This is a genomic window from Streptomyces anulatus (genome assembly GCF_014650675.1).
Lineage (GTDB): Bacteria > Actinomycetota > Actinomycetes > Streptomycetales > Streptomycetaceae > Streptomyces > Streptomyces anulatus.
This window is the reverse complement of record NZ_BMVK01000025.1, coordinates 23,455-45,483: the sequence shown is the minus strand read 5'-3', so window position 1 is coordinate 45,483 and position 22,029 is coordinate 23,455. Positions and strand designations below refer to the sequence as shown.

The 22,029-nt window shown below is 73.5% G+C and carries 15 protein-coding genes; 8 read left to right on the top strand and 7 right to left on the bottom strand.

Going from position 1 to position 22,029, the window contains the following annotated elements:
• The first annotated feature begins 58 nt into the window (after positions 1 to 58).
• On the top strand, positions 59 to 1,498 hold the full coding sequence (locus tag IE272_RS36140) for a hypothetical protein (RefSeq protein ID WP_190009934.1): 1,440 nt from the start codon (positions 59 to 61) through the stop codon (positions 1,496 to 1,498).
• Between the two features lie 28 nt (positions 1,499 to 1,526).
• Here IE272_RS36140 and IE272_RS36135 read toward each other — a convergent pair whose 3' ends face one another.
• Together IE272_RS36135 and IE272_RS36130 are read right to left on the bottom strand one after the other, a co-directional pair.
• The gene (locus IE272_RS36135; RefSeq protein ID WP_190009932.1) at positions 1,527 to 3,188 is read right to left on the bottom strand and encodes an ABC transporter permease; all 1,662 of its coding nucleotides are present in this window, start codon (positions 3,186 to 3,188) and stop codon (positions 1,527 to 1,529) included.
• Positions 3,185 to 4,177, bottom strand: a complete 993-nt coding sequence (locus IE272_RS36130; RefSeq protein ID WP_190009931.1) for an ABC transporter ATP-binding protein — start codon at positions 4,175 to 4,177, stop codon at positions 3,185 to 3,187. Before IE272_RS36130 ends, IE272_RS36135 begins: the two co-directional genes overlap by 4 nt.
• Positions 4,178 to 4,299: 122 nt before the next feature.
• Here IE272_RS36130 and IE272_RS36125 point away from each other — a divergent pair, with 122 nt between their 5' ends.
• Positions 4,300 to 4,809 carry a GbsR/MarR family transcriptional regulator gene (locus tag IE272_RS36125; protein ID WP_190009929.1) on the top strand — a complete coding sequence of 170 codons (510 nt, stop codon included), beginning with the start codon at positions 4,300 to 4,302 and terminating at the stop codon, positions 4,807 to 4,809.
• Positions 4,810 to 4,841: 32 nt separating this feature from the next.
• On the opposite strand, the gene IE272_RS36120 is transcribed toward IE272_RS36125, so the two are convergent.
• From IE272_RS36120 to imuA', 5 genes are all read right to left on the bottom strand, one after another.
• Entirely contained in the window at positions 4,842 to 5,720 is an 879-nt protein-coding gene (locus IE272_RS36120) for a phosphotransferase (RefSeq protein ID WP_229898003.1), read from the bottom strand.
• A 41-nt stretch (positions 5,721 to 5,761) separates the two neighbouring features.
• Complete coding sequence (locus tag IE272_RS36115) at positions 5,762 to 6,970, bottom strand: esterase/lipase family protein (protein WP_073960447.1); 1,209 nt, start codon at positions 6,968 to 6,970, stop codon at positions 5,762 to 5,764.
• Between the two features lie 140 nt (positions 6,971 to 7,110).
• Complete coding sequence (locus IE272_RS36110) at positions 7,111 to 10,368, bottom strand: error-prone DNA polymerase (RefSeq protein WP_190009925.1); 3,258 nt, start codon at positions 10,366 to 10,368, stop codon at positions 7,111 to 7,113.
• Positions 10,361 to 11,911 carry a DNA polymerase Y family protein gene (locus IE272_RS36105; RefSeq protein ID WP_190009923.1) on the bottom strand — a complete coding sequence of 517 codons (1,551 nt, stop codon included), beginning with the start codon at positions 11,909 to 11,911 and terminating at the stop codon, positions 10,361 to 10,363. The genes IE272_RS36110 and IE272_RS36105 overlap by 8 nt, the downstream gene beginning before the upstream one ends.
• Positions 11,908 to 12,516, bottom strand: coding sequence for a DnaE2-dependent mutagenesis accessory factor ImuA' (gene imuA', locus IE272_RS36100; protein WP_506555327.1), 609 nt, complete (start codon positions 12,514 to 12,516; stop codon positions 11,908 to 11,910). The genes IE272_RS36105 and imuA' overlap by 4 nt, the downstream gene beginning before the upstream one ends.
• Positions 12,517 to 13,087: 571 nt before the next feature.
• On the opposite strand from imuA', the gene IE272_RS36095 reads away from it, so the two are divergent.
• The 6 genes from IE272_RS36095 to IE272_RS36070 all read left to right on the top strand — a co-directional run bounded on the left by IE272_RS36095 (position 13,088) and on the right by IE272_RS36070 (position 21,971).
• On the top strand, positions 13,088 to 13,936 hold the full coding sequence (locus IE272_RS36095) for a phytanoyl-CoA dioxygenase family protein (protein WP_107085803.1): 849 nt from the start codon (positions 13,088 to 13,090) through the stop codon (positions 13,934 to 13,936).
• Positions 13,933 to 14,517: a DUF6309 family protein gene (locus tag IE272_RS36090; protein ID WP_308433893.1), complete on the top strand. Its 585-nt coding sequence runs from the start codon at positions 13,933 to 13,935 to the stop codon at positions 14,515 to 14,517. Before IE272_RS36095 ends, IE272_RS36090 begins: the two co-directional genes overlap by 4 nt.
• On the top strand, positions 14,514 to 18,926 hold the full coding sequence (locus IE272_RS36085) for an AMP-binding protein (protein ID WP_190009921.1): 4,413 nt from the start codon (positions 14,514 to 14,516) through the stop codon (positions 18,924 to 18,926). Before IE272_RS36090 ends, IE272_RS36085 begins: the two co-directional genes overlap by 4 nt.
• 64 nt (positions 18,927 to 18,990) lie before the next feature.
• Positions 18,991 to 20,259 carry an aspartate aminotransferase family protein gene (locus tag IE272_RS36080; protein WP_050361466.1) on the top strand — a complete coding sequence of 423 codons (1,269 nt, stop codon included), beginning with the start codon at positions 18,991 to 18,993 and terminating at the stop codon, positions 20,257 to 20,259.
• A gap of 84 nt (positions 20,260 to 20,343) precedes the next feature.
• On the top strand, positions 20,344 to 21,228 hold the full coding sequence (locus tag IE272_RS36075; RefSeq protein WP_050361465.1) for a TauD/TfdA family dioxygenase: 885 nt from the start codon (positions 20,344 to 20,346) through the stop codon (positions 21,226 to 21,228).
• Positions 21,225 to 21,971, top strand: a complete 747-nt coding sequence (locus IE272_RS36070; protein WP_050361464.1) for an SDR family oxidoreductase — start codon at positions 21,225 to 21,227, stop codon at positions 21,969 to 21,971. The genes IE272_RS36075 and IE272_RS36070 overlap by 4 nt, the downstream gene beginning before the upstream one ends.
• Positions 21,972 to 22,029: the final 58 nt, after the last annotated feature.

Below are 22,029 nucleotides of genomic sequence, written 5' to 3'. Positions count from 1 at the left end.
CGGTGACGCGGCCCTGCCGTACCGCCCGATCGCCGCCCGGTGTGCATAGCGTGCCAGCGTGAAGACCGAGAACGCCACCCCCACGGACACCGTCGGCGGCACGGGGAACGGCCCGCCCGCGCCGCCGGACCGCAACCACGACCGCGCCCGGCGCGCGGGGCGGGCCGACCTGGTCGCCGCCGCCGCGGGCGTGCTGCTGGTCACGGCCGCGGTGGTCGTCGGCCATGTCATCCAGAACCGGGACGGGAGTCTGCGTGCCCAGTGGCCACCGCTGCTGGCCTCCTGGGACCCGCACCTGGGTCCCGGCACTCCGGCCGCCCTGATCATGGCGGTCCTGGTGGTCGCTCACGGCCCGGCGCTCGCCGCCCGGCTGCCCTGGCGCGGGCTGCTGGCGGCGGCCTGGGCCGGGTCGACGGCCTGGGTCTTCTCGATGGCGCTGATCGACGGCTGGCACCGGGGCGTCGCGAAGCGGCTCACCACGAAGCACGAGTACCTGCGGGTCATCGACCGCTTCGAGGACATTCCCGCCACCCTGCGCGACTTCACGAACCACATCGTGATCGGCGAGCCCGGCAACTGGCCCGCGCATATCGCCGGGCACCCGCCGGGCGCGACGCTGACCTTCGTGTGGCTGGACCGCATCGGTCTCGGTAGCGGCGCCTGGGCTGCCGTCTTCTGCGTCGTCGTGGGCAGTTCGGGGGTGCTGGCCGCCCTGATCACCGTGCGTGTGCTGGCCGGCGAGCGCCTGGCCCGGCGCGCCGCGCCCTTCCTCGTCCTCGCCCCGGCCGCCGTCTGGGCGGGCGTCTCCGCCGACGGGTACTTCGCTGCCGTCGCGGCCTGGTCGGTGGCGCTGCTCGCGCTGGCCGCCACCCGCCGGGTCCGCTTCCCTGCCGTGGCCGCGGTCGGCGGGGGTCTGCTGTTCGGGTGGACCTGCTACCTCAGTTACGGGCTGGGGCTGATGGCGGCCGTCCTGCTGGCCGTGGCGGTGCTCGCCCGGACCGCCCGCCCGGTGCCGTTGTTCCTGCTCGGCGCCCTCGTGGTCCCGGTGGCCTTCACCCTCGCCGGGTTCAACTGGTGGACCGCCTACCACCTGTTGGTCGAGCGCTACTACCAGGGCGCGGGGGGTGTCCGCCCGTACGGCTACTGGGTCTGGGCCAACCTGGCCTGCGCGACCCTCGCGGCCGGGCTCGCCGCCGTCGCCGGGCTGCGCCGGAGCGCGGTGGCCGCGCCCGGCGCCGTACGGGCGCTGCGGGGTGGCCCCCCGGCAGCCTCCCCGGAAGGGAGGCTGGCGCTCCTCGTCCTGGCGGCGCTGGCGGCGCTGCTCGCCGCGGACCTCTCCGGCATGAGCAAGGCGGAGACCGAGCGCATCTGGCAGCCGTTCCTGCTGTGGCTGCTGCCCGCGACGGCGCTGCTCCCCCGCCGGGGTGTGCGGTGGTGGCTGGCCGCGTCGGCGATTCCGGCTCTGCTGATCAACCACCTCCTGTGGACCGGCTGGTGAGGAGTCGTCAGCATGTTTCCTCGGTGCGTCACTTGGTCTCCAGGTCCCGGCGGCGGAAGCCCATCAGCCCCAGCAGGATCAGTCCGGCGGCGACGGCGGTCAGGGCGAGCAGCGGGGGCCAGTCCATCCCGGCGGCCGGGAGTTGGGGCACATGGCCGAAGGGCGACAGGTTCTTCATCCAGTCCGGGAGTTGGAGGATCGGCCCCAGGTACCCGACGAGGAACGCGTACACGGGCACGATCCAGGCCAACGCTCCCGCACGCGGGAACCAGCCGAAGAGCAGGACGGCCACACCGACGGTCACCCACAGGGCGGGGGCGTACGCGACGGCCGCTCCGACCAGGTCGAGGACCAGGCCCCCGTCCCCTGCCGACGCCGCGCCGGCGAGGCCGAAGCCCAGCCCGGCGAGGACCAGCAGTGCCGTGCCGCCCGCCAGGGCCACGGCGACGTGGCTCCCGAGCCAGCGGTTCCGGGAGAGGCCGGTGGCCAGGAGCGGTTCGGCGCGGCCGGCGCTCTCCTCGGCGCGCGGTCGCAGCGCGGCCATCACCACGTACACGGCGGCGACGACCGCGACGACCACCATCACCATGGTCGCGAACGACTCGGCCACGGTGCTGCCGCCGATCCTCGCCAGCGCCTCCTGGACCTGCTCGACGTCCTTCACCATGTCGGCGGCCTCGCCGAGGATCGAGCCGTACATGACGCCCATCAGGCACAGTCCGGCGCCGAAGCCCAGCAGGGTCCCCCGGTGCAGCCGCAGGGCGAAGCCGAAGGGCCGGGTGAGCGCGTCGGACGCCGTACGCCGGCCGAGCCGCGCGGCGCGCAGGCCCGCGCCGACGTCGCGTCGGGTGCTCAGCACGAAGCCGTACGCCGCGGTCAGCGCGGCGAGTCCCAGGCAGAGCGCCAACGGCCACCACCGGTCGTCGACGAAGACATAGGTGCGCTGGATCCAGCCGATCGGGCTCAGCCAGGACAGGGCGTCGTTGCCCACGTCGCCGGAGGCCCGCAGCACGTAGGCGACGCCGATCGCCGCGAGTGCCATGCCCGAGGCGCCCCGGGTGTGCGCCGTGATCTGTGCGGTGACCGCGGCGGTCCCGGCGAAGACCAGCCCGATCGCGGCATGCGTGAAGCCGTACAGGAGCGCCCCGCCGGGGCCGATTCCGTCGATGCCCATCGCGGTGAGACCCAGGGCCAGCAGCAGGGCGAGCGCGAGGTTGGCCACGGCGGCGAGCAGCAGAGCGGAGGCGAGTTGCGCGTGGTGTCCGACGACGGTGGAGCGGACCAGTTCGGCGCGGCCGGTCTCCTCCTCGTCACGGGTGTGGCGGGTGACGATCAGGACGCTCATCAGGCCCACCAGGACGGCCATGAAGCCGAGCAGTTGGTGACCGAGCATCGCCCCGGCGGTGTAGTCGGAGAGATAGTGACGGGGGCCGGTCATGGCGAGTGCTGCCGGGCTGTCCATGGAGCCGACGGCGGCGGCACGCTCCTCGGGCGTGGCGTACAGCGCCTTGTACTCGGCCGCCGTGGCCAGCGTGCCCAGGGTGAGGGCGAGCAGCCATACGGACATACGGACGCGGTCCCGGCGCAGTCCGAACCGGACCAGGGTCCCGGTGCCGGTGAAGGCGACGGAAGCGGTCCTGGTGGTCGCGGACGTTCCGGAGACGTCGAGCGGCGCTACGGTGCCGGTCATCGGGCAACGCCGCCCTTTCCGCCGGTGGAGGGAGCCGCCGCGTCGAGGGTGTCGGCCGCGCCGGAGGACGCGGGATCGTTCTTCCCCGTACGGCCGCCTGACGCGAGCTCGTCGCCGTAGTGGCGCAGCATCAGCTCTTCGAGCGTCGGCGGATGGCTGGTCAGGCTCCGGATGCCGAACTCGCCGAGCCTGCGGATCGCGGCGTCGAGGTGTGCTCCGTCCACGGCGAAGTTCACCCTCCGGTCCGTCACCCTCAGTCCGTGCACCCCGGGCATGGCGTCGAGCCCGGTGGCCGGGCGCTCGGTCTCGGCCTCGACGGTCGTGCGCGTGAGGTGGCGCATCTCGCCGAGCGTGCCCGACTGCACGGTGCGGCCCCGGCGGACGATGCTGACGCGGTCGCAGAGCTTTTCGACCTGGGCCAGGATGTGGCTGGAGAGCAGCACGGTCTTCCCCGCCGCTTTCGCCTGCAGGATGACGTCCTGGAAGACGACCTCCATCAGGGGGTCGAGGCCCGCCGTGGGCTCGTCGAGGAGGAGCAGTTCGGCGTCGGAGGCGAGCGCGGCGACGATGGCGACCTTCTGCCGGTTGCCCTTGGAGTAGGCGCGGCCCTTCTTGACCGGATCGAGGTCGAACCGTTCGATGAGTTCGTCGCGTCGGCGCCGGTCGAGGCCGCCGCGCAGCTTCGCCAGCAGGTCGATGGCCTCGCCTCCGGTGAGGCCCGGCCACAGCTCCACGTCCCCGGGGACGTAGGCGAGCCGCCGGTGCAGCTCGACCGCGTCCTTCCACGGGTCCTTGCCGAGGAGTTGGGCGCCGCCGGAGTCGGCGCGCAGCAGCCCCAGCAGGATGCGGATCGTCGTGGATTTGCCGGCCCCGTTGGGCCCGAGGAAGCCGTGGACCTCACCTGCTTCGACGGCGAGGTCGAGGCCCGCGAGGGCGTGCGTACGGCCGAACGACTTGTGCAGTCCGGCGACGGTGATGGCCTTCTTCATATTCCGAAAGTACGCTTCTTTCAGAAGTGTGTGAAGTTAAGAAACTGTATGAATCGCTCGATAGACTGGCCGGAAGCACAGGCGCACACGTGTGCCAGAACCACAGGGACCGAGGTCGGAGCATGGACGAGCGGCGGAAAGAGAGCCGCGTGGACGGCAGCGACGACGAGGCGGCCGTCTCCCGGTTCGTGGAGCGCTTCGCCGCCCAGCTGTGCCAGGCGGGCATGGCGCGCATGCCGGCCAGAGTCTTCGCGGCCCTGCTCTCCTCTGAGGAGGGAGCGCTCACCTCCGCCGAGCTGAGCGAGCAGCTGAAGATCAGCCCGGCGGCCGTGTCGGGAGCCGTCCGCTATCTCGCCCAGGTCAACATGGTCAGCCGCGAGCGGGAGCCGGGGTCCCGGCGTGAGCGCTATCGCGTGCAGGGCAACCAGTGGTACGACGCGCTGCTGGAGCGGGACACCTTCCTGAAGAACTGGCAGGCCACGATGCGGGAGGGCGTGGAGCAGTTCGGCCTCGACACCCCGCAGGGACGCCGGATCGACGACACCCTGCAGTTCTTCCGGTTCCTGGAGAAGGAACTCGGCTCGATGATGGAGCGTTGGGCAGCGCACCGGGCCGAACGCCTCGGAGGCTGAGGAAGCACCGGGCGGTGCTTCCTCGCCGCCCGTCAGCCCACGCGCTGTTCGGCGAGGTCGAGCCAGTGCTCCACGTCGGACGGGGCGAAGTGTCTGATGGCCCAGTCGACCATGCGGAGGCCCATGTGGGCCCATGCGGGCCGCAGGACGTCCTCGGGGACCGTGTCGAGGACGGCGTCGAGGTGTCGCGTCACCCCCGGGTCCGCTCCCCCGCCGTGGATGCCGAAGCGCAGGGTGACCAGGTCGAACCGGTGGTCACCGCGGGCGGCTCCGTCCCAGTCGACGACGCCGGTGATCGCGCCTCCGGTCGCCAGGAGGTTCCCGGGGTGGAAGTCCATGTGCACGGCATCGTCGCCGGCCAGCCGGTCGGGGTGATCCGCTCCGATCGTGGCGACCCGGCGTTCCAGCGCGGCGCTGCGGCGGTTGTGCCGGCGCAGGGGCTCGTGCAGGCAGTAGCCGGGACCGTCCTGACGCAGGAACAGCTCCGTGGCGGGGACCTCGGGGTGATCGGCGAGCCGGCCCGCCTGCAACCGGTTGAGTTCGAGGGCCTGGACCAGGACATCGTGGTCGAGGTGGTCGATCTTCGTGCCGGGCAGGAGCTCCTGGACCATGACGACCGCGTGGCCGACCTGGGCCACCAGTTCGGTGGCCGGGGCCGGACAGCCTGCCTGTCGCAGCACGCGGCCGACGGTGAGCGGCCCTGCCTCCAGGTCCGCCACGCGGCTGTGCGGTCGCCACTTGAGCACGGAACGGCGCTGGTCCGGCCAGCGCACATAGGCGGTGCCGACCTGCCCGCCCGGACACGGGCCGTCGAACGTCAGACGGACACCGGTCCGGGCTCGGAGAGCGTCGAGCGTCCTGGTGGCATCGAGGCGCTCGGCCCGCGCCCAGCGTTGCGGCGGAGAAGTCATGGGTCCCATGATCGCCGAGCGGTACGGGCGCGGGACGAGGATCAGTCGGGAAGCCGGTCCATGATCCAGGTGCCCAGCTCCTCGGTGATGCCCGTGTGCGCGGTGGTCGTGGACGAGCAGAGGAAATCGTCGAGTTCGCTCTCCTGCGGGTCCAGGTCACCGACGTTCGCGTACAGGTCGTCCTGCTTCTCGATGTCGCGGATCGCGACCGCGCTGACCGTGGGGACGAAACAGACGTCCTCGTGCCGCAGGTCGATCTTGCCGCCGAGCTTCTCCATCGCCCCGGAGAGGATCTTGTACGTGTGCAGGGTTCCGCCCGGCGCGCCGTCCAGTTCCGGGAAGCCGTTGGTCGCGACGGTCTGCTCGGCCTTGGGGAACCTGCGGTTCAGGTACGCGGCCGTCACGTCGTCGCCCTGGGCCTGGGTGTAGAAGGTGGTGCCGGGGTAGATCCGGTCGATCCGCAGCGCGACCTCGCCGGGCTTCACGTCCGGCAGGCCGATGCCGTCGGCGCGGCCGTTGGCCACGGCGATCTTCATCGGGATCTGCGGCCAGTTGCCGACCCGGTCCAGGGCGGCCAGGAACTCCGTGCGCTCCGGGGCGACCGTGATCTTCTCGGTGTCCTTGTCGTAGTGCTGCCACAGCATCTGACGCGCGGCCGGGCTGTTCATCTGCCTCGCGAAGTCGTTCGGGAACGGGATGAAGTGGGAGAACGCCTGCACGCCCACCGGGATGGAGGCGCCGCGGTGCGGGCTGTCGTAGGAGAAGTACAGCGCGGTCCGGTGGTCCATCCGCTGCCTCTCCATCTTGGCGAGTGCGTAGCGGGTGACGATGCCTCCCATGCTGAAGCCGCCGACGACCAGGCGGGCGTCGCCCAGCTGCTCGGCGGACGTCCGCAGGATGACGGCCAACGCCGCCTCCGCGTTGTCCAGGATCGACGCGCTGCGCTCCTCGAAGCCGAGGAGGATCACGTCCCTGCCGCGCCGGCGCAGCTCGCTGATGAAGGGGAAGCCGCCGCTCTCCAGCCCGTGGTAGAGCACGTCGAGCTTGCTCCGGCCGAGGTTGAAGCCGTCGGCCAGGATCACGGGCCGGACGAGGTTGCCGTTGTTGCCCTCGCCGGGGAAGACCCACGCGAAGCCGTTCGGCAGGGGCCATTCCTCGTGCTCCGGTACCTCGATGGGCCCGGCCGGTTCAGCGGTGAGCGGGCCGCCGAGGGTGAAGGCGCCGACATTGGGCTCGGACGTCTCTGACATCGTCGTGACTCCTGTGGGGAGGTGGGCGGGACGACCTCATCATGGTGGGCGATATGGGCGTATCACCCCTGGGGAGCCGGGGGTTCACCCCATCTGATGATCATGGGCGAAAGCCGCGTGCGGTGCGTCCGACCGATGCTCTAGCGCCGTCCGACGTGGCGTCGGGGAACGGGCGTGGCCACGGTGATCGCCTCCACCCGGTCGACGGTCACGTTGACGGTGCCGTCGGAGCGCTCGACCCGCCCGGTGATGATGACGGCGGGGGCGTCGAGGAGGGTGCGGTGGCAGCGGTCCCAGACGTGCGGGGCGAAGACGAGGTTGACCATGCCGGTCTCGTCCTCGATCGCGCCGAAGGCCACGCCGTGCGCGGTCGGGGGGCGTTGGAGGTACTTCGGCAGCCCGCCGATCCGGACCGGGGCCCTGTCGGCGAGCGTGCGGGCGGCGGCCGCGGTGAGCGTGCCGAGGCGGTCCAGGCGGGGGCGGACGTGCTGGACGGGGTGGGCGGTGGCGCTGGCGCCGGTGGCGGTGATGTCGGCGGTGGTCTCCTCCGCGGTGGTCATGGAGGTGAGTTCGGGCGCGGTCGCAGGGGTGGCGAATCCGGGGAGCGGGGCCTGGTGACTGCGGCCGGGTGCGGTGCCGGCGCTCCACAGGGCGGTACGACGGTGGCCGCCCAGGCCGTCGAGCGCGCCCGCGGTGGCCAACTGCTCCAGGGTCCGGACCGGCAGACGGGTGCGGGCGGCGAAGTCGTCCAGATCGGCGAACGGCCGTTCCGCGCGGAGGGCGACGATCTCCTCGGCGGCCTGTTCGCCGAGGCCGGTGACGTCGGTCAGGCCGCGGCGGATCGCCGGGGGCCGCTCACCGGACGTCGGACCGGGCGTGGAGTCGGGCTTCGTATCGGACGTGGAGCCGGGCTTCATATCGGACGTGGAGCCGGGCTTCGTGTCGGGCGTGGAGTCAGACGTCGGGCCAGGCTTCTGGCCGGGCATCGGGCCCGGTTCGAGGGTGGCGTGGACGCGGGAGGACCGTACGTCGGGTCCTCGGACGGTGATGCCGTGGCGTTCCGCGTCGCCGATGAGGGTCTGGGTGTCGTAGAAGCCCATCGGCTGGTGCGCCATGATCGCCGCGATGAGCGCGGCGGGATGGTGGTGCTTGATCCAGGCGCTGGCGTAGATGAGTCCGGCCATCGACTGGGCGTGGGACTGCGGGAACCCGTAGTCGGAGAAGGCTTCGATCATCGAGACGATCTTCTCGGCGGCGGCCGGGGGAATGCCGCGCCCGGCCATGCCGGTCAGCAGGCGGTCGCGCATCGCGGCGACCTTCTCCGGGGCGTGCTTGGCCGCCATCGCCTTCCTGAGCCGGTCGGCCTCACCGGGGCTGAACCCCGCGCAGTCGATCGCGAGTTGCATGGCCTGTTCCTGCCAGAGGGCGACGCCGAGGGTCGGCTCCAGCGCGGCTTTCGCGAGCGGGTGGGGATACGTCACCGTCTCCTCGCCGCGCCGCCGCCGCAGCAGGGGGTGCTTGCTGCCGGCCTGGATGGGGCCGGGGCGGATGATCGACGCGGCGACGGCCAGGTCCTCGAACTTCGTCGGCCGCAGTTGGGGAAGGGTGGAGATCTGGGCACGGGACTCGACCTGGAAGACGCCGATGGTGTCCCCCCGGGCGATCATCCCGTAGACGTCCGGGTCGTCCTGGGGGATGGACGTGAGGTCGTGGCGGACGCCGTGGTACTCGTGGATGAGGTCGCAGGCGGTGTGGAGGGCGGACAGCATGCCGAGACCCAGCAGGTCGATCTTGACGAGTCCGGCAGCGGCGACGTCGTCCTTGTCGCCCTGGAGGACGCTGCGGCCCTCGGCGGTCGCCCACTCCACGGGCATGATCTCGCCGATGGGCTGCCGGGTGAGGACCATGCCGCCCGAGTGCACCCCGAGGTGCCGCGGGAGGGTGTGGAGCTGGGCGGCGAGGTCGCGCACGTCGCCGGGGAGGCCGGCGTCGGGGCCGGGCGGGGAGTGGTGGATGTGCCGGGTCATCTCCCGGGTCTGCGCTTCCGGGTAGCCGAGGACCCGGGCGGCGTCGCGGACCGCGAGCCTCGGCCGATAGGTGATCATGTTGGCTACCTGGGCGGCGTGCAGGCGGCCGTAACGGGTGTAGACGTACTGGATGACCTCCTCGCGGCGCCCGGACTCCAGGTCGAGGTCGATGTCCGGCGGACCCGCCTTCTCCAGGGACAGGAACCGTTCGAAGAGCAGGCCGTGCCGGAGCGGGTCGACGGCGGTGATGCCGAGGACGTAGCAGATCACGCTGCTGGCGGCCGAGCCCCGGCCCTGGCACCAGATCCCCTGTTCGGCGGCGTGCCGGACGATGTCGTGGACGATCAGGAAGTAGCCCGCGAGCCCGAGCCCGGCGACCAGGTCGAGTTCGTGGTCGAGCTGCCGCCAGGCCGCTCCCGCCCCCGGGTCGACGCGGGGGCCGTAGCGGCCGACGCAGGCGGCCTCCGCGCGGTCCCGCAGCCACGAGTCCTGCGTGTGCCCGGCGGGCACGGCGAACTCCGGCAGCTCGGGGCGCAGTTCGCCGAGGTCGATGACACAGGAGCGGCCCAGGGCGACGGTGGTGTCCGCGACGCCCGGATACCGTGACAGGAACGCCGCCCGCTCGGCCCGGGGGCGGAGGTGCGCGGTCGGGGCGGCCATCAGATGCCCGGCGGCCCGGTCCAGGGTCTCGCGGCGGCGCAGCGCGGTGAGCGCCTGCGCCACGCGGGCCTGGCGGGGGGCCGCGTAGTGCACGGCGCCGGTGGCCACCACGGGGACCCCGGCCCGGCGGGCGGCCACCCACATCGCGTCGGCGGCGACCGAGTCCTCCGGGAGCCGGTGGTCGACCAGTTCGGCGTGCGTACCGCTCGTACCGAAGACGTCGGTCAGCCGGGCGAGCCGGTGGGCGACGGCGGCGACGTCGCACCGGTCCGTGCCCGGCGGCGGGCAGCCGGGCAGGACGGCCCAGTGCCCCGCGGCCGCCGCCCGGGCCACCGCGTCCAGGTCGTAGACCGGGGCGTTCTTCGAACCGGCGAGCTGCGCGTCGGTGATCACCGAGGACAGCAGCCGGAACCCCTCCACCGAGCGGGCGAGCACCACCGGCGTTCCCAGTGCGGGCTCGCCGAGGGTGAGTTCGGCGCCGTGGACAGTGCCGATCCCGTGGTCGCGGGCGGCGGCGTGCAGGCGGCGCGCGGCGTGCAGGCCGTCCCTGTCCGTCACCGCCAGCACGCCGATGCCGAGCCGGGCGGCCTCGGCGACCAGGTCCTCCGGCCGGCTCGCCCCCCGGAGGAAGGAGAACGCGCTGTGCGCGTGCAGTTCGGCCCAGTCCTCCTCCGGACGGCCGGCGGTGGGGAGGCGCAGGAGGTCACCCATAGTGGGCCTCCGCCCACCAGCGGCTCCGGTCGACGAGCAGCAACCAGGCGTGCCCGTCGTCGGTGGTGACCTGCATCCGGGCGACCCGTCGGCCGCCGTCCCGCGCCCACCACCGCTCCAGCACCGGCCACGGCCCGGCCCATCCGTTCACCCCGGCCGGGCGCCGTCCGTCGACCGAGAGGAACGCGGGCTCGGCCGACAGCTCCAGCCGGCCGGCCACGCCGACCGGCGCACCGTCGGCCCCGGTCAGCCGCGCCGGACGCCGGACCGGGTAGACGGCGGCCGGGTGCGGGGCGGGCAGCAGTCCCTGCCACGGACCGCCCGAGGCGACCGCACCGTCGTCGGGGACGTCGCCGACCGGGACCAGCCGGATCCGGTCGCCCGGGCCCCGGCCGCCGACCTCGATGATCCGCGCGACCGCCCGGTGCCCGAGCACCGCCTGCACCCGGGCGGCGGCCCGCTCCACCTCCACCGGGGTGTCCCGCTCCCCGTCGAACGCGCCCTGCGAGCCGGTGTCCGGAGCGATCCCGTCGGGGCGCAGGGTCAGGCGGCGGATTCCCGGTTCCCCGTCGACGGCGTCCAGCAGGCCCGTCTCGGACCAGGCGGCCAGCACGCCGCGCACACGCTCGGCGACCGCCCGGGAGGACAGCCGTCCCTCGTGCCGGAAGATCCGCGTCAGAATCCGGCCGCCGGCCGTCTCGACCGAGGCCTCCACCCGCCCGCACACCACCCCCGCCGCCGCCAGGCGCTCGTGCAGCTCGTCCGCAAGCGCGACCGCCACGAACACGACCGCGTCCAGCTGCTCCTCGGCGGCCTCGAACAGCCGCTGCACCGTGTGGTCCTGGACGGCGGTCCGTACGGACACCGGCCGGGCCGACCCTCCGCGGGCGACACGGTGGGCGCCGATCCCCTCGGTGCCGAGCCGCTCCGCGACCCGGCCCGCCGGCAGTCGCGCGAAGTCCCCGACGGTACGGATGCCGAGCTGCTTCAGGAGCTCGGCCAGGCGGGGCACGCCCAGCACGCCCACCGGATACGGGGACAGGAACGCGGCGTTCCCGTCCGCCGGGACGACCACCCCGTCGCCCCGGCGGGCCGCGAGCGCCGCCACGAACGTGCTGTCGGCGATCCCGGCACGGGCGGGCAGCCCCAGTTCGGCGACGGTGGCGACCAGCCGTACGGACAGCTGCGGCTCACCGCCCCAGTACCGCGCGGCCCCGCGCGCCGGCGCCGCGATCAGCCCGGGACGGATCACCTCCAGCCTCGGCACCACCTCCGCCTCCACGCGGTGCACCACCTGTTCGAACAGCCTCACCTCGGCGGCGAGGTCCCGCTCGACGACCCGCAGCCCGGGGCACCTGGCCTGCGCGGTCGGCAGCCGCATGTGCCGCCGGACCCCGGCCGCCCGCGCGGACGCGGAGCAGGCCACCACCGCGCCCCGGTGCACCACCGCCACCGGCTCGCCGTCCTGCGCGCCGCACGCCAGCACCGGGAAATCGGGCACCCAGACCACGACCACCCGTACGGAATCGGTCGCGCCGGTCATCCGACGACGCGGAGATCCGCCCGCGCCCCGCTCCGCACGGCCTCCGCCGGCCCCCGCTCCACCCTGCCCACCAGACCGTCCGGACCGGGCAGCCACAGCTCCGCGCTCCGCGGCGCGGCGGCGGCGCCGCGCCCGCCCGCCGTCACCGTCACCCGGCGACCGCGGAGCAGCCCGTGCCCCCGGCCCACTCCGGCCCAGCCCACCGGCGCCACCCGGAGCTGCACGTCCGCTCCCGGCCACCGGCCGGCCGCCAGCAGCACCGATCCGCTGCGCCGCATCACCGCCCGCAGCCGCCGTACCGCCCGCTCCGGAACCCGTACCGAGGCGCCGACGAGCACCACCGGCACCGACTCCAGCAGCACGGCGAGCACCTGGGCCGCGCGCGGCCCCGGATCGCTCACCACCAGACCGGTGGCCAGATCCAGACCCGCCTGCGCGGCCGCCAGCCCGCCCAGCTCCGGCACTCCCACCGCCGCCCACGCCACCGAATCCGCTGCCGCCAGAGCGGCCAGCGCCAGCAGCAGCGGCAGATCCCCACCCGCACCCACTGCGGTACCAGGGCGAATACCTCCTCCCGGCAGCAGGGCGGACAGTGGCGACGCCACCGCACCGGCTACCGCGCCCCGCTCCTCGACTACCTGCTGACCTGTCCACACTCTTCGATATTCGCTCGAACGTTCGAATAATTCAAGCCAGGCACCCGGCGGCGGGGGCACGCCGGGCAGGGAAGCCGCCCGGGACGGCGAACCGGCCATCGGGACGGACCGGAACGCACACGCGGCCGCGAACCAGGACGCAGCCTCACACCGGGGCGCAGCCCTCACGCCGGGGCGCAGCCGCGCACCGCACGCAGCCGCATACCGCGCGCCACCACCCCGGGAGCCGGCAAGCCGAATTCCTCGGCATTCCCTTGCACCGGCAGCGGCCGGCAGGGTGACCAGCAGCCACGATGATCGAATTCGGTGACCGAAAATCATTGCTTGTGGTCCGGGTCACCTCGGGATAGCGTCACTCCCCGTTCCACGCTCTGGGCCGTCCGGCCCGAACTCCGACGCCGGCATCGAGCGGTTTTCGGCAAAAGCCGAGCAATCCTCGGCGAAGAATGCGAAGCGCACCGAGCATGCCAGGCACGCGAAGAGAAATGTACTCAACCTCTGGAGCGGAGGACTGTACATCTTGCGATCATCCTTCAGTCCCGCCGGAACGGAATTCGGCGGAAATACGGACCCCTGGGTCAGCCCCCGCGGCGACACCACCGAAGAGCGGAAGAACTTCGAGGAACGCGGTTACCTGGTCCTCCCCGCGTTCCTGCCCCCTCCGCTCCTGGCGCGTCTGGTGCCCGAGGTGGACCGGTGGATGGACGAGGGGCTGCGCGCCCGCTCCATCGCCTGCAGTACCGGACCGGAGGCGGGAGCCCGCCCGCCGGTGCTGGAGCTGGAGCTTCCCGCCCACGGCGAACTGCTGGTGCACCCACCCCTGATGACCGTCCTGGCCGACGTCATGGGCGGCGCGTTCGCCCACCATCACCTGCACAGCCAGCGGCAGGGGGCCGGAGATTCCGGCAAACCGTGGCATCACGACCATGAACCCAATGATCTCGGGGACAGGTCGTTACCGATGGTGCACGCGCTGCACTACCTGGGCGGGCTGGACGAGGCGGTGGGCAGCCTCGCCGTGCTGCCCGGATCGCACCGCGAGGACGTGCCCAAGGACTTCCGCGCCGCGCTCGGCACGACCGCGCTGCCCGGGGAGGTGGTGATCGACAGACTGCCGCACGGTTCGACGGTTCTGATCAACTCGGCGGTCTTCCATGCCCGTCGCCCCGCCCTGTCCCCCCTGGCCGGACGCGACCGGTACTTCGTCGACGCCTCCTACTGCCGCACCGGTGCGCGGTGGCGGCCCGTGAAACCGTATTGGCGATACATGCTCGCCCGGGCCAGGGAACTCGGCCTCGGCAGCGGGCAATGGCCGGAACTGTTCGATGAGCGGCACTTCACGGAGTTTCCGGGAGCGGTGGGCCGATGACGACTGTGGGAAGATCTTCCATGAGCGCTGTGGAAGCCGTCGCATTCTCCGAAGTTCTGCGTGTTTATGGGCGGGACCATCCGGCGGACCGCCCGCACAGGGCGAACACCAACGAGGACGGCGAGGAAAATCTGCGCCGCGCGCATTCCCTGTTCGGTTCCTGGTATCGAATCGAACTCGGCCGGGCCGATATTCTCCGTGTGGTTCTGCCCTGGCACCTGAGCGAAGGCGGTGCGCGTGAACTGGTACCGAGAACGGGTTTGACGGTCGGTCGGGCCGCGGATCTGATCCGTGCCGATCCGGCCGGATACGCCGAGGCCAATCCGGTCTGCGCGGCGAAGCTCGACCGGCTCTCCCGTGCCGCGTTCACGGCGGTCTACCTCAGCGCCCGCCCGGTGGACCACCCGGACTACTCCGACGTACGGGTCCGGGAGGGACTCATCCACCTCGACGGGCTGCACCGCATGGTCGGGTGGGAGGTCGCGGGCCGGCTGGGCGGTGGGGCCGCCGTGACGGCCTACCTGGCGGCCGAGACCCTTCCCGCCTGCCTGGGGACCCCCCTCGAAGGGAAACCGGTATGACGACGTCCGCCACCAGCCCCTGGTCCTTACGGCCGATACCCGCCGACACGCCACCAGGCCGCACAGCGGTACCGGCCACGGACACCTCCACCCTGTACGGGCTCCTCCACCGGGCCGAGCGGCTCCACCCGCACCGCCCGGCCGTCACGGACCACGCCCGGGTGATCACGTACGCGGAACTGGGGGCCGCGGCAGGCCGGGTCGCCGCCGGACTCCGGCAGGCGGGCATCGGGCCGGGCGACCGGGTGGCGATCCTGGGCCGCCGGGACAGCCGGCTGTTCGTGCTGCTGCACGGGGTGCTCCGCGCGGGTGCGGCCGTGGTGACGCTCGACACGGCCTGGAGCGCGGAGGACCGGCTGCGCAGGCTGGCGGCCGTACGCGCCGCCGGGGTGCTCACCACCACCGCACTGCCGGACGAGGAGGTCCGGGCCCTGTCGGCCACCGGGGTCCGGTACGTCGAACACACCGACCCCGACGTCCTCCTCGCCGCACCGTTCGCACCGCCCCCACCGGACCGTCCCACTCCTCACGACCGTTCCGCTCCACGCGTCGGAAGCGACGATCCCGCCTATCTCTCGTTCACCTCGGGCTCGGGCGGCGAGCCCAAGGCGGTCGTCGTCACCCATGGCAACGCGGTGCACTACGCGCTGGCCCTGCGCGACAGGCTGGAGCTCACCGAGGCGGACGCGCCGTGCGTCGCCCACCTCACCACGCTCGCCGCCGACCTGGGGCACACCAGCTGGCTGCTGGCCCTCGCCACCGCCGGGCGCACCCATGTGGTCGGCGACGAGCACGCCCGGGACGCCCCCACCTGCTGGGCGGCGCTGCGCGATGCGGGGTGTTCGGTCGTGAAGACGACCCCCTCCCACATGGCGGAACTCTGGAGGGACCGCCCGGACCCGCGGCACGAAACGGCTCCCTACCGCCCGGGAACGCTGATCCTCGGCGGCGAGGCCCTCCCCCGGTCCCTGGGCGCCTCCCTGCTGCACGACGAGGGTGTCCACCGGCTCCTCAACCACTACGGCCCCACCGAGACGACGGTCGGGGCGGCCTGCTTCCTCGCCACGTCGGCCGGGGAACTGCCGGAGGACGAGGCGACGGTCCCGATCGGCACACCGCTGGGCGAGGCGACCCTCGATCTGCTCGACAGCTCCGGGTTCCCCGTCGCCGAAGGCGAGCCCGGCCACCTCCACATCGGGGGGCGCGGCGTCAGCGCCGGGTACTTCGGCCGGCCCGCGCAGACCGCACAGCGCTTCGTCCCGCACCGAGGAACCCGTACGTACCGCACCGGCGACCTCTGCCGACGGCGTTCCGACGGGCAGCTCGTCTTCCTCGGCCGGCTGGACCGGCAGACCAAGATCCGGGGCTATCTGGTCGAGCCCACCGAGATCGAGCACCTCGTCCGGCAGGTCCCCGGCGTCGAGAGCTGCGCCGTCGTCGTACGGGACACCGCCACCGGCAACCGGCTGCTGGCCGCCGTCCGGCCCGCCGACGGCGCGGTGGAGGAGCCCCGGCTGCTCGACGCCGTGCGCGCGCACCTGAACAGCCGTCTGCCCGCGTACTCCGTGCCCCAGCCGCTCATCGTGCTCAGGGAGTTCCCCCTCGGCCCCAACGGAAAGCTGGACACCGCCCGGCTGGAGGCCGCCCTCGACGCCGTGCTGGCCGGACGGGCCGGGAGCCCGCCGCCGTCCGGGCCCCAAGTGTCTTCGCTGGCGCAGGAGATAGCGGAGCTCTGGGCCGAGTCCCTGGGCCTGCCCTCGGTGGATCCGGATGCCGATGTCCTGGAGCTGGGCGGCGATTCCCTACTCGCCATGCGCACGGTCTCCCAGCTGCGCCGCCACGGACACCACGCCGCCTACGCGGACTTCTACCGCCATCCCACCTCCCGGCGTCTGGCGTCCGCCGTACGCGCGACGGCCCCGCAGGCCGATGCCGAAGGCCCCGCCACGGACCTGCCCGTCGGGGGCGGCGCGCTCGCCCCCGCCCAGCGGTGGTTCTTCGGCCAGGGCGTCGACAACCCCCGCCACTGGAACCAGTCGGTGCTGCTCCGCTGCACGAAGAGCGTCGACCCGGCCGCCCTCGCCATCGCGGCGGCGGCCGTGGTGGAACGCCACCCCGCGCTGCGCCGTCCCGTCGGCCCGCACGGGCCGGGCGCTCCCCGGCCGGTGGGCGACCTGGACCTCGTCAGCTTCTCCCGGATCCAGGACCCCGGGAACATCGCGGAGGAGATCGCGGCCCTGGGCACCGAACTGCAGCGGAGCCTCGACCCCGAGGCCGGCCGCCTCATCCGCTTCCATCTCTTCCCGGGTGCTCCGGGCGCCGACGACCGGCTGGCGCTGATCGCCCATCACCTCGTCGTCGACGGGCTGTCGTGGCGCGTCGTCCTGGACGACCTGGCTCACGCCTACCGTGCCGCGCTGTCGGGCCGGCCGCCCGGTCTGCCGCCCGCGGCCGACTTCTACCGGTGGGCCGCGAGCAGGCCCGGGCCGGCGCAGCCGGTGAACCCCTTGCCCGGCAACGGCCCGGGCACCCCGCCGTCCGGGGGCCGGTCCGGCCCGCCTCCCCCGCCGGGGACGGTGAGCTGGGGCCTCGACGAGGAGGCCACCGCCCGTCTCGTCGAACGGTACGGAGGGTCCCGGCGTCTGGAGGCGCTGCTGTTCACCGCGTTCGCGGACACGGTCGCCCTCGACGCGGACCGGGACGGACCCCGAGGTTCCGGCCGGCCCCCCGCCGCACGGACGCTCGTCGAGGTGGAGACGCACGGCCGGGACACCGCCGGTGAACACCTCGACACCGTCGGCTGGTTCACCGCGATCACCCGGGTGAGTGCCGACCTCCCGGCCACGGCGGCCGGCACGAAGCCCGACGCCGGGATCGCGGCGCCCGATGCCGGGATCGCGGAGCGGGTCTCCGGGGCGGAGAGCCGGCTGCGCCGTGCGCGCCTGCTCCCGATGGACGTGGAAGGGCCGCGCCCCGAGGTCGCGTTCAACTTCCTGGGCACGTTCCGGCTGCCGGCCGAGCCGGCTCTGGGCTGGTATCCCGCCGCGGAACAGGTGGGCACCGCACGGTGCCCCAGCGGTGACCCGGTGTACCGGCTGCGGCTGACGGCCCGCATCGTCGAGGGCAGGCTGGTGACCGACCTCGTGCACGCCCGGCCGGACGTCGCCGACACCGAAGCCGACGGGGTCATGGCCCGGTTCGCCCGGGTCGTCGCGGCCACCGCCGCCACCACCGCGTCCCGCCCGGCCCGGCTCGCCCGCTCCACCTCCGGGCAGCCCCTCCACCTGGGGGCGCCCCCCGCCCCGTCCCCCGCGGTCCGTGTGGTGCGCGAACCGGCCCGCGTCCTGCTGACCGGGGCGACGGGATACGTGGGCGGGCACCTCCTCGACGCCCTGCTGGAGCGCGGCGCGCAGGTCACCTGCCTGGTACGCGGGGAGCGCGACCACGAAGCGGCGGGCCGGCTGCGCCGCGTCCCGCCCGGTCTGCGTGTGGTGGCCGGGGACATCGGTCGCGAGGGGCTGGGCCTCTCCGAGGCCGGGCGGGCCCTCGCCCGGGACGCCCAGGTCGTGGTCCACGCCGCCGCCGACGTCCGCCTGGTCGCTCCGCCCGAGGAACTGGAGCGCACCAACCACGACGGGGTGCGGCGGCTGCTGGCCTGGATCGACGCCGAGGCCATGGGCGGGGTCCGGTTCCACCACATCTCGACCCTCGCCGTGGCCGGCGGGATCGACCCCGCGGCCCCCAACCGCCGGTTCAGCGAGGCCGATCTGCACATCGGCCAGCACTTCCGCACCCCGTACGAGCGGTCCAAGTTCCTCGCCGAGGAGGCGGTCCGCGCCTGGGCCGCCTCCGGCCGCCGCTGCCACATCCACCGGAGCGGCCACGTCGCCGCCCACAGCCGCACCGGCGCGTTCCACGGGGGCATCGCCACCAACCGCGTCTACCAGACCCTGCGCGGCTATCTGCTGGCCGGAGCCGCCCCGCGCCTGGAGGGGGCGACGTTCGCCTTCAGCCACGTGGACACGGTGGCCGCGGGGATCGCGGCTCTGGCCCTGTACGCGGACGCGGCCCCCGGGGCCCACCACGTCGAGACCCCGCACCAGGTCGCCCACGACGAACTGGTGGGCTGGATAAGGCGGTCCGGCCACCGGATCGAGCTGTGCGACGCGAAGGACTTCGAAGCCGCGCTGGACCGGGCGGAAGGCGATCACCCCGAGGAGGTCCGGCTGGCCGCGGCCTGGAGTCTGCTGGAGGACCGCAACATCCGTACCGACTCCTCGCACACCCTGGCCGTACTCGACCGGCTGGGGGTCCGGTTCACCGCACCGACACCCCGGTGGTGGGCCTCCGCACTGGCCTGGGCCACCGAGTCCGGCTTCCTGCCCCGGCCGGACCCCGCCGGCCACTGAACGCACGTACTCCCGCCCCGGGCCGCAGGCTCCCGCCGCAGGTCCCCGAACCGTGAGGTGAACCATGCCCCGGCTGTCACCCGTACTGAAGCAGGCCACTCCCGTCACCGCCGTCCGAGGGGAAGGGCTGTACCTCTACGACGCGGAGGGGCGACGCCACCTCGACTTCACCTCGGGCGTCGGCGTGACCAGCACCGGTCACTGCCATCCGCGGGTCGTCGAGGCGGTCCGCGAACAGGCCGGCCGGCTGATCCACGGCCAGTACACGACCGTTCTGCACGAACCGCTGCTCACCCTGACCGAACGCCTGGGCGAGGTTCTGCCCGAGGGCCTGGACACCCTCTTCTACGCCAACTCCGGGAGCGAGGCCGTGGAGGCGGCGCTGCGCCTCGCCCGGCAGGCCACCGGGCGAACGGGCACCGTCGTCTTCGACGGGGGCTTCCACGGCCGGACCATGGGCGCCGCTTCCCTGACCACGGCCGGCTCCCGCTTCCGGGCGCGCACCGGCCCGTTGATGCCGGGCGTCTCGGTCGCGCCCTTCCCGCACGCCTTCGACCTCGGCCTGGACGAGTCCGCCGCGGTGGAGTACGCCCTGCGGGGCCTCGACCGGGTCCTGGCCACCACCAGCGCCCCGGAGGAGACCGCCGCGTTCGTCGTGGAGCCCGTACTGGGCGAAGGCGGGTACGTTCCCGCCCCCGACGGCTTCCTCGCCGGGCTGCGCGAACGCGCCGACCGGTACGGCATCGTCCTGGTCCTCGACGAGGTGCAGTGCGGGTTCGGCCGCACCGGGCGGTTCTGGGCGCACGAATACGAGACCGGGGACGCGACCCCCGACATCCTCGTGACGGCCAAGGGCCTGGCGAGCGGTTTTCCCCTCTCGGCGATCGCCGCACGCGCCGACCTGATGAGCCTCGCCCGCCCCGGCTCGCACGGCGGTACGTACGGCGGGAACGCCGTCGCCTGCTCGGCCGCCCTCGCGACCCTCGACGTCATCCGCGACGAGAAGCTGGTCGCCAACGCGGCCGAGCAGGGCATGCGGCTCGCCCGCGGCCTGCACACCGTCGCGGCGCAGACCCCGGCCGTCGCCGACGTCCGCGGGCGTGGGCTGATGCTGGGCAGCGAGTTCCGCCGGCCCGACGGGTCACCCGACCCGGACACCGCGGGCAGGGCCCAGCAGGCCGCCGCGGAACTCGGCCTGTTGCTGCTGACCTGCGGGGTCTGGGGGAACACCGTCCGGATGATCCCCGCCCTGACCGTCACCGGCGATCAGATCGACGAGGCGCTCGCCCTCTGGTCGAAGGCCGTCGCGGCCTCCGTGCGGGAACAGGGCTGAGCACCCGTCGACTCGTCGGGCCGAACCCCCCACCCGGTGGCGGGCCGGGCCGGCACGACGTACAGGACAGCGGAAGGGACCCCGATGGAGAACGCTTCGCACGTCAACGCGCCCACCCCCTCCGGGGCTTGGGACACCAGCAGGCTCAAGGCCGGACATGAGGTGTGGCGCCTGACACCGACCGAGCAGGACCGCGCCCGGCTGTGGTCGGCCGCCGGCAGCCCGGGAAGGGAGCCCGACCCGGTCTGGGAAGCCCTGCGCTCCCGCATCCGCACGGGGCTCGACGCCTTCGGGTTCGCCCTCGTGCGGCAGCTCTTCCCCGCCGGCCCTGTCGCGGACGTCGGCCAGGAGGCGGACGTCACCGAGCGGGTCTCGCGTCTCGTCCGGGACTTCGGCGAGATCGTGCCGCAGAACGGCGCGGGCGACGTGACGCAGGTGCTGCGGCGCCGGGAAGGGGATCCGGACGAGATCGCCTTCCACTGCGACACCTGTGACCTCCTCGTGCTGCTCTGTCTGCGGCCGGCGGCCCGGGGCGGCGCGACACGCGTGGCCGGCGCGCCGTACATCCATGACGTCCTCGCCGCCGAACACCCCGACGTGCTGGAACTCCTCGGCCAGAAGTGGTACTTCGACCGCGCCGGCCGCGCGGGCAGCCAACTCGTCCACACCCCGATCCTCACCACCGGACCGGACTCCACCGTCACCTGCTACTACCAGTCCCGAACGGTACGGGCCTCCGCCGGGCGCGACGGGCGGCCCCCGCTCGACGCCGCACGCGCCGAGGCCCTGGACGTCCTGGACGAGGTCCTCAACCGCCCGGAGACCGCCTACCCGGTCACCCTGACCTCCGGAGACCTGTTGATCATCCGCAACAGCCGTGTCATGCACGGGCGTTCCCCGTTCACCGACGGCCCCGAACCGCACCATCGGCGGGTCCTGCGCCTGTGGCTGGACGAGGTGGCGCCGTGATCGGCACGGCGGTCGTCACCGGCGCGGGAAGCGGACTGGGCCGTGCCGCCGCCCTGGCCCTGCTCGGCCGGGGCTGGAACGTGGTCCTGGCCGGACGGCGCCCCGACGCCCTGGACGGGACCGCGACCCTCTCCCCGGCCGGGGCCGGTCACGCTCTCGCCGTCCCCACCGACATCACCCGCCCCGACGAGGTCGCGGCGCTGTTCCGTGCCGCCCGCGACCGGTACGGCAGGGTCGATCTGCTCTTCAACAACGCCGGCGCCCCGGCGCCCCGCGTCCCCGTGGCCGAGGTGGCCCTCGACGACTGGAACCGGGTGCTGGGCACGATCGTCACCGGTACGTTCCTGTGCTCACGGGAGGCGTTCCGCGTCATGTGCGAGCAGGACCCCTGCGGCGGACGGATCATCAACAACGGCGCGCCGTCCGCGTACACACCGCGTCCGCGATCCGCCGCCTACACCGCGGCCAAACACGCGGTCCTCGGCCTCACCCGCTCACTCTCGCTCGACGGCCGCGCCCACAACATCGCCTGCGGCCAGATCGACGTCGGCAACGTGGAGCCCCCGGACGGCGCCCCGCAGCCCCCCGCGCGCCAGGCCGACGGCAGCAAGGCGGTGGAGGCGACGCTGCCGGTGTCCCACTTCACCGACGCCCTCCTGCTGATGGCCTCCCTGCCCGTCACCGCCAATGTGCAGTCCCTCACCGTCCTCCCCACCACGATGCCCTTCGTCGGCCGCGGCTGAGCACCCTGCGACAGGGCGACGAACCCGGCCACGCCGGGCCCCACCCCGCCCCCGTTCA